The sequence below is a fragment of the Pseudomonas sp. G2-4 genome (genome assembly GCF_030064125.1).
GTDB lineage: Bacteria > Pseudomonadota > Gammaproteobacteria > Pseudomonadales > Pseudomonadaceae > Aquipseudomonas.
Window position 1 is genome coordinate 1,623,145 of sequence record NZ_CP125957.1, and the last position, 15,385, is coordinate 1,638,529.

Annotated in this window: 5 protein-coding genes; 3 read left to right on the forward strand and 2 right to left on the reverse strand. The window is 58.3% G+C overall.

Going from position 1 to position 15,385, the window contains the following annotated elements; translation table 11 throughout:
* Positions 1-19 precede the first annotated feature (19 nt).
* From QNH97_RS07300 to QNH97_RS07310, 3 genes are all read left to right on the forward strand, one after another.
* Entirely contained in the window at positions 20-12,850 is a 12,831-nt protein-coding gene (locus tag QNH97_RS07300) for a two-partner secretion domain-containing protein (protein WP_283556239.1), read from the forward strand.
* 7 nt (positions 12,851-12,857) lie between these two features.
* Positions 12,858-13,307, forward strand: a complete 450-nt coding sequence (locus tag QNH97_RS07305) for a hypothetical protein (RefSeq protein ID WP_283556240.1) — start codon at positions 12,858-12,860, stop codon at positions 13,305-13,307.
* Positions 13,308-13,405: 98 nt separating this feature from the next.
* Positions 13,406-13,708, forward strand: coding sequence for a hypothetical protein (locus QNH97_RS07310; RefSeq protein WP_283556241.1), 303 nt, complete (start codon positions 13,406-13,408; stop codon positions 13,706-13,708).
* Between the two features lie 70 nt (positions 13,709-13,778).
* Here QNH97_RS07310 and QNH97_RS07315 read toward each other — a convergent pair whose 3' ends face one another.
* Positions 13,779-14,051 carry a hypothetical protein gene (locus QNH97_RS07315; protein ID WP_283556242.1) on the reverse strand — a complete coding sequence of 91 codons (273 nt, stop codon included), beginning with the start codon at positions 14,049-14,051 and terminating at the stop codon, positions 13,779-13,781.
* A 431-nt stretch (positions 14,052-14,482) separates the two neighbouring features.
* On the reverse strand, positions 14,483-15,214 hold the full coding sequence (locus QNH97_RS07320) for a DUF899 domain-containing protein (RefSeq protein ID WP_283556243.1): 732 nt from the start codon (positions 15,212-15,214) through the stop codon (positions 14,483-14,485).
* Between the last annotated feature and the right edge of the window lie 171 nt (positions 15,215-15,385).

The window sequence follows — 15,385 nt, forward strand, 5'->3', positions numbered from 1 at the left end:
GCTGCAACGAGACCTGAACATGGACGACCGCCAATACACTTTCCTGGCCCGCCAACCTTCCGCTGCCCTGCAAACCCGCGAGCAGTTCTGGGGCATGCCCAAGCGTGGCCTGGCGTTCCTGTTGGCCAACGTCATGTTCTGGCAACCGCTGTGGGCCCAGGCCGAAGGCATTGTGGTCAGCGCACCGGGCACCGGCCTGGACCGGGCGGGCAACGGCGTGCCCATCGTCAACATCGCCCGGCCCAACGGCAGCGGCCTGTCCCACAACAAATTCAAGGACTACAACGTCGGCAGCAACGGCGTCATCCTCAACAACGCCACGTCCCGCACCCAGTCCACACAACTGGGTGGGATCATCCTTGGCAACCCGAACCTCAACGGCACGGCCGCCAAGATCATCCTCAACGAAGTCAACGGCGGTAACCCCAGCCAACTGCGCGGCTACACCGAAGTGGCGGGGCAATCGGCCCACGTCATTGTCGCCAACCCACATGGCATTACGTGTAATGGCTGCGGGTTTATCAACACGCCCAGGGCGACCCTGAGCACAGGTAAACCGATCATCGAAAACGGCCAATTGAACCGCTACCAAGTGGATCAGGGCAGCGTCTCCATCGAAGGCGCGGGCCTTAACGCAACCAATGTCGACCGCTTCGAAATCATCACCCGCAGCGCGAAGATCAACGCCGAAATCCAGGCGAAAAACCTGACCATCGTCGCCGGCCGCAACGACGTCAATGCGGGCACCCTCAACGCCACTGCTCGTGCCGACGACGGTAGTGCTAAACCGCAACTGGCCATCGACTCCTCGGCCCTGGGCGGCATGTACGCCGGCGCCATCAAACTGGTGGGCACCGAGGCCGGGGTTGGGGTGAAGTTGGACGGTAAGCTGATTGCCAGCGGTGGTGATATTCAGCTCGATTCCAATGGGCAGTTGAGCATGGTCGATGCTTCGGCCAGTGGCGCTGTGAACGTGAAGGCTGCGAGCCTTGATTCTCGGGGATCGGTTTACGCTGGCACGACACTGAGCGCTCAAACGCAGGGCGATCTGACCAACCAGCAAACCCTCGCGGCGCGGGACAGCATCGTGCTCGATGCGGGTGGGCGGTTGAGTAATAGCGGGATTATCGAGGCTGGGGTTAATGCTGATAACACCCGTAATGCCACGGGGGATGTGAGCGTTACGGCGCAGAACCTGAACAACAACGGCAAGAGTGTCATTGCCAGCCGTAACCTGACGGCCAACGTTGCGCAGACGTTGAACAACCAAGGCGGGACCTTGAGTGCCGGGCAAACCGGTACGGTAAAAGCCGGGACCTTGAATAATCAGAGCAAGGGGCGGGTGCTGAGCAACGGCGCGCTGAACGTGACCGCCGACAAGCTCCTCAATGCCCAAGGCCTCGTCAGCAGCAATGGCAACCTGACGGCCAATGTCGGGCAACTCAACAACAGCAACGGCGAACTCAACAGCTTGAGTAACGTCACGTTGCGCGTCGCGTCGTTGGATAACGTGGCGGGGCTGGTCGCGGCCGGCCAAGTGCTGGACATCAACGCCAGTGGTCAGGTGAACAACCGAGGCGGGCGTCTCACCGCAAGCAAGAGCGTCCAGCTGAATGCTGGATCGATGGATAACACGGCAGGTCGCTTGCTCAGTGACGGCGCGCTCACCGCAAGCATCTCGGCGCAGTTGCTCAACCAGACCGGGTTGCTGTCATCGGCCGGGCTGCTGAGCCTCAACGCGCAGCAACTGGATAACCGCCAGGGCTCTCTGTATGCCCGGCAAGGGCTGAATCTGAACCTGCGCGGGCAACTGCTCAATGCCCAGGGCGGCGTGAAAAGCGACACCACCGCCAGCGTCAAAGCGGCCGAGATCAATAACGACGCGGGTCAGCTATCCAGCATCGGTGCGTTGAGCATCCACAGCACCGCCACCCTGAGCAACCTGGGCGGCAGCGTGATCAGCAGCGACACGCTGCTATTGAAGGCCGGCCAGGTGAATAACGCTGGCGGCCGCATCGCCAGTGCAAAAGCTCTGGATGCCAACGTCAGTGGTCTTGATCAACAGAACGGCCAATTGGTCAGCAACACCAGCCTTGCCCTCGACCTCAACCACGGGCAGTTGAATAACCAGGGCGGGCTGATCAGTGCTCCGGGCAGCTTGCTGCTGAAAAACCTGGCCGCGGTGAACAACCGCGACGGCGAGATCTCCAGTGACCAGGCCTTCAGCCTGAACGCCACGAGCCTGGACAACAGCGCCGGTTCGATCGCCAGCAAGCAGAACCTCAACCTGGTCATCGCCCAAGCCTTGAACAACACCAAAGGCCTGATTGCGGCCAACGGTCTCGAGGTCCGCGCCGCCAGCCTGGACAACAGCGGCGGCACCCTGGGCAGCGACACCGACCTGACCGTCAATGTCGACGGGACGTTGAACAACCAGGATGGCGAAATCTCCAGCGCAGGCCTGACCCGGCTCAACGCGATGGCGCTGAATAACGGCAACGGTCAGGTCTTGGGCGACAAGGCCTTGAATATCACCCTTGGCGGTGCGCTGGACAACCGCAACGGTGTGCTCGGTTCGGGCAAGGTCGTGGATATCCAGGCGGCCAGCCTGAACAACAGCAATGGCGGGCAAGTGATCAGCGACGGCACCCTGGCCGCGCGCATCAGCGGCCTGCTGGATAATCAGAGTCTGGGTGAAGTGGCCGCCAAAGGCGCACTTGACCTGCAAACCGGCGCCATCGACAACCGTGGCGGTCGCCTGTCCGGCTATGACCTGCTGACGTTGCACAGCGATTCGCTCGACAACCGCGGTGGGAACATCCGCGCCGACAAGGCGCTGCAGTTGACGGTTGATCAACTGGACAACCGTAGCAACGGCATCATTACCGGCAAGGCTGGCATCCACTTCGAAGGCTCGCGGTTGGATAACAGCAGCGGCCTGCTGACAAGCGCAGGTCCACTCACCTTGAAGGCCGCTGAGGTGCAGAACGGCCTCGGTCGCATCTCCAGCCAAACCGACCTCACCGCCGTGATCGATACCCTGCAGCAACAGGGCGGTGCGCTGGTGGCCCAAGGCAACCTGAGCCTGGCGGGCAGCACACTGGATAACCGCAACGGCGGTTTGGTCGGCACCACAAAAGCGCTGGATTTGCAGGTCGGGCAGATCGATAACCGGGCGGGCGAACTGTCCGCAGGGCTTGGCGTGAAGGTTGGCGGTCAACGGCTGGACAACAGCGCTGGCGGCAAACTCATCGCCGGCACTGACCTGGAATTGAAAGTCGCTCAACTGATCAACCAGAACAAAGGATTGATCCACGCTCAAGGCCGCATGACGCTCAGCGGCAGCACGCTGGACAACACCGATGGCGCAATCGCTAGCCTCAACGGCCTGGTGATCACCCTCGATAACACCTTGTTGAACAACAAAGGCTTGATCAGCAGCGAGGGCGAGCTGACCGTCAACGCAGGCAGCCTCGATAACTCCGTTGGCAGCTTGGGCAGCGCTGGCGCGTTGTCGATTGTGAGCAGTGGCGGGCTGACCAACCAGGGCGGCTCCATCAGCACCGATGCCGCCCTGACCCTTAAAAGCGTCAGCCTGGACAACAGCCAGAAGGGCCTGATTTCGGGCAACGCCGCGACGCAAATCACCACCGGCGCCCTCAACAACAGCCAGGGCGGGCGCCTGACCTCAGGCAATACGCTCCAGCTTGATGCCACGCAGGTGAATAACGCCGCCGGCCGCATCGCCAGCAGCCAAGCCTTGACCGCCTCGGTCACCGGGCTCGATCAACAGCAAGGGGAATTGTTCAGCAACACCAGCCTGCGCCTGGACATGAACCAGGGCCAGTTGAACAACCAGGCCGGCCTGATCAACGCTTCGGGTGCGTTGCTGTTGAGTAACCTCAAGGACGTCAACAACCAGAACGGTGAAATCTCCAGCCAGCAAGCCTTCACTCTGGCAGCGCAAAACCTCGATAACAGCGGCGGTAAATTGCTGAGTAACCAAGGCCTGGTGCTGAGAACCGCCCAGGCCCTGAACAATGCCCGGGGCGTCATTTCCGCAGCGTCGTTGGACAGCCGCAGCAACAGCCTGGACAACAGCGATGGCCTGATCAGCAGCCGAGCTCAGCTCGACCTGAATGTGCAAACCCTGCTCGACAACCAACGCGGCTCGCTGATTGCCGACGGTGCGCTGCTGCTGACGGCTGATCACCTCGACAACCGTGCTGCAAACATCGCCGGCAAGGCCGGGCTCAACGCCACCGTCACCCGCCTGGATAACCGCCAAGGCACGCTGATCAGCACCACCGACCTGACATTGAAAGCGTCCAGCCTCGACAACCGGCAGGCCGGTCTGATCGGCGCGACAAAAGCGCTGGAACTGGACGTTGACGATCTCGACAACCGTGGCGGTGAGCTGACGGGCAATGCAGACGTCACGCTGGTCAGCCAAAACCTCGACAACAGCGACGGCGGCCAGGTGTTCGCCGGGCAAGCGCTGAAACTGACCGTGGATAAACTGCTCAACCGCACCAAAGGCCTGCTCAGCGCCAAGACTAAGCTGAGCCTCGATGGCGGCTCCCTGGACAACAGCGGCGGTTATCTGGTCAGTCAGCAGAATCAGCGCATCAGTCTGAGCCGCGATCTGAATAACACCCAAGGCCAACTCAGCAGCGAAGGCACGCTGAACATCAGCGCAGCCAACCTGACCAACACCGGCGGCAGCCTGTCCAGCGCGGCGGACCTCACCGTGCACAGCCTGGGGCGGCTCGACAACCAGGGCGGCGAACTGGTCACCGACGGCGCGCTGCTGCTGACCAGCACGGCGCTGGATAATCGCCAGCAGGGCAACATCAGCGGCAAAGGCGCGGTGAGCGTCACCACCGGCGCTTTCGACAACAGCCAGAACGGTCGCCTCAATAGCGGCGCTACGCTGAACCTGCAGGCCGGCCAAGTCACCAACCAGAACGGTGGACGCATCGGCAGCCAAGGTGCGTTGACCGCTTCGGTTTCCGGCCTGGATCAACAGGGCGGCCAACTGTTCAGCAACACTTCCCTGAGCCTGGACACGAACAACGGCCAGCTCAATAACCAGAATGGCTTGATCAACGCCCCCGGCACCTTGCTGCTGAAAAACCTCAACGGCGTGAACAACCAGGGCGGCGAAATCTCCAGCGCCCAGGCGTTCACCCTGGCGGCGAAAAACCTCAACAACGACAACGGCCGGCTGCTCAGCAACCAGGGCCTGACCCTGCGCATCGCCCAGGCCTTGAACAACGTCAAAGGCGTGATCGGCGCGGCCACCCTCGACGCCCGGGCTCAAAGCCTGAACAACAACGGCGGCACCCTCACGAGCCGCGGCAACCTTGACCTGACAATTGATCAACAATTGGATAACCAGGCCCAAGGCCTGATCAGCGCCGCGCAACGCCTGACACTCAACAGCGGCGACTTGAACAACCAGAGCGGCAGCGTGCTGGCGGGCGGCGCTTTGGTCCTCAACGCCATGGCCCTGAACAACAGCGCCAACGGCCTGATCAATGCCCAGGATAACCTCACGCTTGGCGCCGATTCGCTGGACTCCAGCGACGGTGGTGAAGTGTCGGCCAAGGGCGACATGAACCTGACCCTATCGGCGCTCACCCAAAATGGCGGTCGCCTGATGGGCGAGAAAGCCCTCACGCTGAACCTGGGCGGCCATGACCTGAGCAACCGCAATGGCCTGATCACCGCCAAAGGTCCGCTGACCCTCAACGGCCTGCGCGACCTGAACAACCAGGGCGGTGAAATTTCCAGTAGCCAGAGCTTCAACCTGGCCGGGCGCACCCTCGACAACACGGGCGGCAAGCTGATCAGCAGCAACCTGCTCAGCCTCAACGCCACCAACGTGCTCAACCAGAACGGCCTGATCTCCGGCTGGCAGGGGTTGGACGTCCGCGGCACCAGCCTGGACAACCGCAACAACGGCACACTCTCCAGCCGCAATGGAGACGTTGGCGTCACCCTCAGTGGGGCGCTGCTCAACAGCGGCGCCGGTGCGTTGGTCGGGCAGAAAAAACTGACTGTCAGCGCCGCCAGCCTGGATAACAGCGGTGGCGGGATTCTTTCCAGCAGCGGCGACCAGACCCTGACCGTCATCGGCGGTTTGCTGAATAACGCCCAAGGCGGCTTGATCGACAGCGGTGCTGTGCTGGTCATGAACGCCATGACCCTGGGCAACGCCGGCGGTACCGTCAACGCGCAAAAAGCTCTGAGCTTCACCGGCTCTGTGCTGGATAACAGCGGTGGCAACCTGATCGGCAACGCCGCCGTGACCCTGGACCTGCTCGGCGCCTTGACCAATACCAATGGCAAGATCGCTAGCGTCGGCCCGCTGCGGGTCGAGCGCGCCACGCAGATCAATAACCAGGGCGGCCAGATCGCCAGCCAGGGCCTGCTGACCTTGCTCACCGATGGCCTGGACAACAGCAATACGGGCACCCTCGCCGCGAAAAATGCGCTGCTAATCACAGCCTCCGGAGCCGTGCAGAACCACACCAATGGCCTGATCTACAACCAGACGGCCGACGTTGCACTCAATGCCGCGAGCCTTGCCAACGGCCAGGGTGAGATGCAAGGCCAGACCGGCCTGAGTCTTGAACTGCGCGCAGGCCTGGACAACCAGGGCGGAAAACTCATCGCCCAAACCGGCGATGTCAGCGTGACTGCGGCCAGCATCGACAACCGTGGCGGCACCCTCGCCAGCCTCAAGGGCGCCCTTGAGGCGAGCACCGTGGGCGTGCTGCGTAACGGCTTCGATGTGAACAACAAGGGCGGTGTGATTCAAGGCCAACGTCTGGACCTGCGCGCCTTGGCCGGGCTGAACAACAACGGCGGTCGAATCGCCGCGCAGGCGGGCGATATCGTCATCGACACCGCCAGCCTGAACAACCGCAGTGGTGGTCTCTACGCGTCTGGCCTGATCAAGGTCTCCGGCGCCGGTGCCAGCCTGGACAACGCCGCCGGTCAGATCGCCGGCAATGCCATCCATTTGGATCTGGACGGCGCCCTGACCAACCGTGGCGGCATTCTGGAAAGCGACAGCACCTTGGTGGTGAGCGCCGCGAGCCTCGATAACCAGACCGGCCAACTGCGTGCCCTAGGGGGCGCTGGCAAAACCGACTTCCAGATCGGCAGCCTCTTCGACAACCGCAACGGCAAGCTGGAAAGCGTCAACAGTCAGCTGACCCTGTCCGCCAACAGCTTCCTCAACGGCGGCGGCCAACTGCTGCATCTAGGCGACGGCACGTTCGACATCTCCCTGGCCAACGTCACCGGCGCTGGCGGCGACATCGTCACCCGTGGCGGCCTGACGCTCAAGGCCGATACCTGGACGAACACCAGCGCCATCCAGGCCGGACGGTTGACGGTCGACGTCAACAACTTCACCCAGACCGAGACCGGGCAACTGCTGGCTTCGACGCAACTGGAAGGCAAGGGCGGGAACTGGGTTAACAACGGGTTGATCGCCAGTGATGGTGGCCTGGGCTTGCAGTTGACCGGGCGGTACAGCGGCAATGGCCGAGTCACCAGCCTGGGCGACATGACGGTAGACGCCGCTGCGATCGACTTGAGTAGCGTGGCGAGTATCACCGGTGGCGGGACCACGACGATCGGTGGGCGCGGTGGCCTGGGCAGCCTGAACAACTACGGGCGGATGACGTCGGCGGGTGCGCTGAATATCACTGCGGGCACCATTAATAACTATGGAACGGTTGCCGGTGCGGATGGATTGAAACTGACGGCTTCGACCTTGCTGAACGATCAAGGTGGGTTTTTGTTCAGCGGTGGCGACATGAAGCTGCGGGTGGGGAGTTTCACCAACCGTAAGTCGGATGTTTATGCGCTAGAGAACATTGATGTAGCGCGCAATGACCTGGGGGGACGGTCGGCGTTGATGGAGAATGATTCGGGCACCATGGAGAGTGGGCTGGATTTTTCTATTAATGCGGATTCGATTATTAATAAGCGAGGGGACTTCAAGACTGAGGCGGAGTTGTATTCGTCGGCGTTGGGCTTTCGTTGCTATAGTTGTAATTCGCTTCCTACGTCTGGGACATGGGAACAATTACCTTCCTCGTATTTGGTTTTTCAGCAAAAGTATCGCGTAGTAGTGTCTGGGGACTCTGAAGCCAAAGCGGCCTCCTTGAATGCAGGAAAAAAGCTGACTGTTCAAGGAGGTTCGTTTTTAAATTCAAACTCATCTGTCACCGCGGGAGGTGATATTGCTATAAATGTAGACGGTTTTGAGAATTCAGCTACTGCATTGGGGGATTACACGAGTTATCAATATTATTCTGACTATAGCCCGTTCTTGGATACGATGAGGCAGGTTGTAAATTACAATATACATAATGATGCTGACTATAATGAGGATATGCGCTTTTGGAATGCTGCGGGAGTTGAGTCCATAGCTTATTCACGCGTTCTCCGTCAGGGGTCTAAGAATCCGGATAAGGAAAGTGTTCAAGTTATCGGTCCGGTGACCTTGCACCTTTCATGGTCTTGGGATATATCATCGGCGATCATATTCGAAGCTTCTAAATACTCAACGGGCGTTCGCGCGGATTTGCCTGCCTTCATAAAAAATCTCAACGCATTTAAATCTGAAGTTTTTTCTACCACTTCATCTGATAGCTTTGCTCCCGCCATCATCCAAGCCGGCGGCAACGTCTCCATTACCGCAACAAACAAAATCACCAACGGCGTGGAGCGCCCGTTCTCCACCGGCATAACGACTTCCTCCCGCAACACCACAACCGCCGCCTCAGGCTCAGGCAAAACCACGGTCGTGACCCTGAACAGCCAACTCCCACCGGACTTGGCCCAACAACAAATAAACCCCCTGACACTCCCCGGCTTCAGCCTCCCCACCGGTCAAAATGGCCTGTTCCGGCTGAGCGGGCAGGGCGCCAGCGACGCGTCAGTGTCCCAGACGCCGCCCGTGTCGCAGAACTGGACAATCGGCGGCGCCAGCGTGAGCGCATTGAATCGATCGACCGCCACCCCAACCGCCAATGTGCGCGACATCCAGATCACCGATGTCACCCAGGTTTCCGCCGCCGAACGACAGGTGCAATTATTGAATCGTGAGAGCGGTAGCGTCACGGCTGGCGCGTCCGCCATTCAGGTCAGCGCTCCAACGGACTCATCCACAAGCACGCCACAACTGCCAGGGCATTCCCTTGACAGCACCGTCACCCGTGGCGCCGACATTGCGTTGGACACTTCGGGCACTCCACCGATCGACGCCTCGGTAAGCGCACCAGTGCCTGTCACAGGCCAAACGGTGGCGCGGGTGACGGGGCTGCCGAGTACGGCTGTTACCTCAACGACACATAAATACTTGATCGAGACCAATCCGGTCCTTACCAACCTCAAGTCATTCACCAGTTCGGATTATCTGCTGACGAAACTCGGCTACGACGCGGACACCAGCGCCAAACGCCTGGGCGACGGTCTGTTCGAACAGCGTTTAATCCAACAAGCCGTCGTCGCTCGCACTGGCCAGCGTTTCATCGACGGCCAGACTTCCGACGATGCGATGTTCAAGTACCTGATGAACAACGCCATCGCCAGCAAGGACGCACTCAACCTGTCGATGGGCATCACCCTCACCGCCCAACAAGTTGCCGCCCTGACCCACGACATCGTCTGGCTCGAAGAGCACGAAGTGAACGGCGAAAAGGTGCTGGTGCCGGTGCTGTATATGGCCCAGGCCAATAACCGCCTGGCACCTAATGGCGCGTTGATTGCCGGGCAGGACGTTACGTTGATTGCCGGCAAGGATCTGGAGAACGCCGGCACGCTTCGAGCCACCAATAATCTTTCCGCTACCGCAGGCCAGAACCTTGCCAACAGCGGACTGATTGAAGCCGGCAATCGCCTCGACATGTTAGCTGGCAACACCATTGTCAACCAATCCGGCGGCATCATCGCCGGGCGTGACATCAGCATGAATGCGCTGGTTGGCGACATCATCAACGAGCGCACGTTGACCACCGCAAGTGTCAGCAACAAGGGCTATACCCAGCGGCAGGACTATGCAGATAACGCCTCGCGTATCGAGGCGGCCAACGACCTGACCATGGGCGCCGGTAGAGACGTCAACAGCGTCGGCAGTGTCATGGTCAGCGGGCGCGACACGCAAATCGATGCAGGGCAGGATGTGAATATAGTCTCTGCGCAGCAGCAGACCTCCAACACCGGTGGTACCCGCAGAAGTTCAATCACCCAACTGGGCTCGGAGGTAGATGCCGGTCGCGACGTCGTTGTGAATGCCGGCCGAGACTTCAATGCCATCGCCAGCAAGATCAGTGCCGACCGCAATGTAGCCTTGGCCGCCGACGAGGACATGATCATTGCCTCAGGCGCCAACGAAACTCACTCTTACCGCAAGTCGAAAAAGGTCACTGCTCAAGAGGATCACGTCAAACAGGTCGGCAGCGCTATCAATGCTGGAGGCGACGTGAGGTTGGACGCCGGGAAAGACATGGCGCTTATCTCCAGTCGTATCAACGCCGGTGACGAGGCTTACTTGCTGGCTGGAGAGAACCTGGCACTCCTGGCAGCACAGAATAGCGATTATTCGTTGTATGAGAAAAAGAAGAAGGGCAGTTTTGGGAAAAAACAGAATCGGCGAGATGAGCTGACCAAGGTAACTCATGTGGGAAGTGAGATCACCACTGGGGGCAATCTGACGCTGTTCAGTGGTGGGGATCAACGGTATCAAGTAGCGAAGCTGAACAGTGGCAACGATGCAGCGTTGCTGAGCGGCGGTGCGATTACCTTTGAAGGCGTAAAGGATCTCGTTCAAGAAAGCCACACGAAGAATAATTCCAGCATGGCCTGGAACTCCATGAAGGGTAAGGGCCACACTGACGAAACCTTGCGCCAGAGCCAACTAATGGCGAAAGGTGATTTGATCATCCAGGCCGTTGACGGCTTGAACATCGATATCAAGCAGATCAATCAGAAGTCTGTCAGCCAGACTATCGATGCGATGGTAAAGGCCGACCCTGAGCTGGCGTGGTTGAAGGAGGCTGAAAAACGAGGCGACGTCGACTGGCGTCGTGTGGAGGAAATCCACCAGAGCTTCAAATATTCAAGCTCAGGGCTTGGCGTTGCCGCCCAAATGGTCCTGGCAATCGTGCTGGCGGTGGTCACGGGCGGTGCTGGAGCAGGTCTGATAGGGGCTACGGGAGGAACCTTCGCGTCAGGCTTTGCCAATGCGGTGCTGATCGCCGTGGAAACTAACGCAGTCAACAGCGCCATTAGCAACCAAGGTGATTTGGGCGCGGTTCTGAAAGACGTCACCAGCAGCGAAAGCCTTAAAAGCTATGTGATTTCAGGGATGATGGGCGGCATTGGAAGCAGCCTCGGCTACGATCCGACTAAAATAGGCTTCGATTGGAACAGTGCCGGCCAGATCGTCTTGAAGACGAGCGCAGAAACCTTGGTCCAAACCGCCCTACAGGGCGGCAGCCTTGGCGATAACTTTGTCGATAACCTGCTAGGCGCCGTCATTGATATTGGCGGTGCTGTTGCCGCCAATGCAGTCGGTGACTACATGGTCGAAGGCAGTCCCTCCAAAATCGCTGCCCACGCCTTGGTGGGTGGCTTGAAATCGATGGCCATGGGCGGTGATTTCAGGACAGGAGCCTTGGCGGGAGGCGCCAACGAAGCGCTTATTGGATATCTGGCGAAGCTGGTTCTACCCGAGGATTATGATCCGAACAAACCGGGAGCCGAGCAGGCTGAGGCCAACCTGTTGGCCATGTCGCAGTTGCTTGGGGTGCTCACAGCAGTGGTTTCAGGCAGCGACCCGCGTATCGCAGCAGACATCGCCGCCAACGCGACGCAGAACAATTTTCTCAATCACACAGAGAACACCGAGCGTTTGGAGGCCATTAAAGGTTGTAACAATGGCGATCAGCAGGCCTGTGCCCGTAGGGAAGAGCTTAATCTACTGGACGTGAATCGTGATAAGGCCGTTTGGGCGGCGTGTGATGGAGCTGCCACGAGCCCAGCCTGCACTGCCGCGCGGACGGAAGCCCAGATAGCTCGATTTGACCTCTTGAGGCATTTGGACAATCCGGAAGCGCAAGCGCAATTGCAAAAGGATTTGAAAGATCCTGCGTTGATGAATTTTACGATTCTGGGTGAGTTGCGCAGTATCAAGATGCTGGATGATGCGGTCATTCGTCAAATTTCAACCAGTATCAGCAAGAGCCTGTTTTCGATAGGAACTAACCTGGCGCCGGGGATTGGGGATGTAAAGGCTTTTGCAGAAGCTGAGGATGCATGGGACTATATTTTTGCATCGATAGGTGTGGTCCCTGGCGCTGGTGATATTTTTGCTATAGGGATGCGTGAGAGCAGAGCCCTGCTAAAGGATGGCAAGGCGCAGGAAGCCAGTGATCTACTTGGAAGCTTGGCGACTTATGCTTCGGATGCAAAAGACGCAGGGAAGACCCTGCCTGAAGTGCTCAATCCGACCTACAGGGAACTAAAGGGGTTGAATAAAGGTTTTCAAGCGCATCACACCCTACCGCAGTATTTGGGGGAGATGTTGGGGTACAGCCGTAACGATATGCTTGATCATCCGGCTACTTTGATTACTCAATATGCTCACACTGGAGCGATTAATCCAGATGCCATGCATAAAGCGATCAATCAATATTTGCCGCCAATGAAGGAAGGTAAAAAAGCAATCTATACCTCTGGTCAAATAAAAACGGGGTTGCAGCAGGCTTATAAGGATATTGGGCGTCCCGAACTCTTTGAGTCTATTAAACATTTAATTAAGTAGGTGGTTTATGCTTGATAAGCAGGTATACGATTTGACGGCGCGAGATATCGAAGAGCATGGTGTTTGGTATTTCCCTATGGATGAGACTGTCCAGAACGAGCTAACCGTACGTCCTATATGCTCTAAGGAGCAGATTGATATAGGGTTTCAAGTCATTGTCAGGGCTTGGTTTCAAACCTGTTGCGGTGCTAGATATATAGGGTATATCTATTGGGGTGTTAGTTCGGCCATTGGTCACCTGCAGCCTGTCATGTTTGTCGGTGTGGATCAGTGTATTAATTTTTGGAGTGGGATGAACGAACCGATGTGGGAAAACTATTCTCCAGAGCTGCAAGTGATTCGTTCGGATTTTCCCATTTCATTTTCTTCGGAGAGTGTCTTTGATTTACCTGTTGTGGCAGGAGTTTTGCAAGGGTTGTACAGCCTGAAAGATGGTCAGGTGACAGTATCTACATAAGTAACTAGGGCTGGGAGGTTGGCAGATTTGAGCAGGAAAAGGGGACAGATTTGAATGGCACTTCCTTAGCGGCTAAACGCTTGAACTGAAAGCGAAAAATGAAGAGGGTCGTTTGCCTGTCCAGTGGTGCCGTTTTAGATGCTGCCCTTGGGCGTTTTCGAGGCAAGGGCGGCGATGAGCAAACATTGCTCAGATCGATGCTCGAACTGGAGTTAAGAGCCGTTGCAGGGGCGGGTGGTCGATATACGCATTTCGCTAATGGTTTGATTACGTTGCAGAAAGTTGATGAAGGCGTTTACAAGATCCTTGATCTTGAAATGTTCTATAAAAGTTACGGCTGGTGCGCTGTCTTACGAGGGGGGGAGTATGCGCCTCCCGGAGATTTTTGGGATGAAGAGTAAAGATTTTCTGATGAGTGCTGATCCGATTTAAGAGTTGAAAAACGGGCGATCTTCAAGTCGCCCGTTTTCATTACTCAGCAGCCTGCGCCCGCAACCGCCTCCCAATCACGTCCATCACATCACAGCCATCGCGCAACGATATCGTCAGCATTTTGCAGAAGTCAGAAAGCACCACTGTATCGGAGCTGATATCCGAACGGAACGCGATGTTTTCCAGCAGTTGGGTCACGGTGCGGATGCGGTAGTCGGCGGTTTCGAAGAGGACATCGAGTGGAGCTTCGGTGTCGATGAGCAGGGTAGCGGGGACGCAGTCGATGCCAGTGATGGGCATGTATCGATTCATTTTGAAGATCTCTGTTTGATTGGCTGAAAGCCATCACTCAGTCGTCGCCAAACGATTGGGTGGTGGCTGTGCGCAGGTTGGCGAACCGGTTACAGAGAAAACCGGCAGATCCGAAGATCTCCCGCGCACAGCCGCCGTGGAATATAGCGGCTTTGCGGGTGCGTCGGTACCTGCAATGAGCTGGTAGCTTTCGCATTCTCTGTAGTCGGGTCGCCAAACCCGAGTCGCCTTTTGGGACGACAACGGACTATAGGCCGCCCCGTTCTCGAGCTACAAGACGCCGCTTTCCGAGCTTTGTGTAGGACCTTTGGCCCAGCATCAGTCGGCTTTTGGGGTGCGGCGGTTCAGGCAACGCAGGCGCCTGCTGCGCAGTCGAGCGGGAGCAAGCTCCCTCGCCACGGGGACCGCGCTTGACTGGGCCAGTGGGCGTATCAGCTATGGCAGCAGCTGTGGGGTTTGGCCTCGTCGTATTTATCGTGATGCCGTACCCAGTCCATGATTTCTTCTTCGTTGCGGCCCTTGGGCGTCAGGTCGAGGTAGTTGTAGGTGCCAACCAGGATGTCGAGGCCGCGGGCGTAGGTTGAGTAGGTGTGGAAGATGTCGCCGGCTTCGTTGCGATAGAAGACGCTCAGGCCTGGGAGTTCGCCTTCGGTGCTGTCGGATTTTTCGTAGTTGTAGGTGGCTTTTCCGGCGGCGACGTCTTCGTCATTGAGGGTGACGCCAAAGTCGGGGTTGAAGTCGCAGCCGTTGGACGAGACCCAGTCGAAGGCCCAGCCCATGCGCCGTTTGAAGGGTTGGAACTCGGCGAACGGGGCGCGGGAGACGGCTACGACGGCGACGTCGTGATGGGCCAGGTGCTGGTTGGCGCCGTCGATGTGGTCGGACAGGAAGGAGCAGCCTTGGCAGCCTTGTGTCCAGCCAGGGCCGAACATGAAGTGGTAGATGATCAGTTGGCTGCGGCCGCCGAACAGGTCGGCCAGGCTCAGTTCGCCGTGGGGACCTTGGAAGCGGTAGGGTTTGTCGATTTTTACCCAGGGCAGGGCGCGGCGCTCGGCGCTGAGTTTGTCTCGTTCGCGGGTGAAGGCTTTTTCGTGGGCCAGGTGTTGGCGTCGGGCGGTGAGCCATTCTTCCCGTGAGACGACTGGATGATTCTCTACGTTCATGATGATTTCTCCTACATGGCAGAGCCGCTGAGTCGGCGCTTCAACAGGTAGTCGTTTGGCCTTCGATGAATTCGACAGGCCGTTGGTCGGCTGGTGATATGGCCCGCCCGCGAACCCGGCTGAACGGCGGCGTAGCGCCTCGGTCACAACCTAGGTAGGCATCTCACTCTT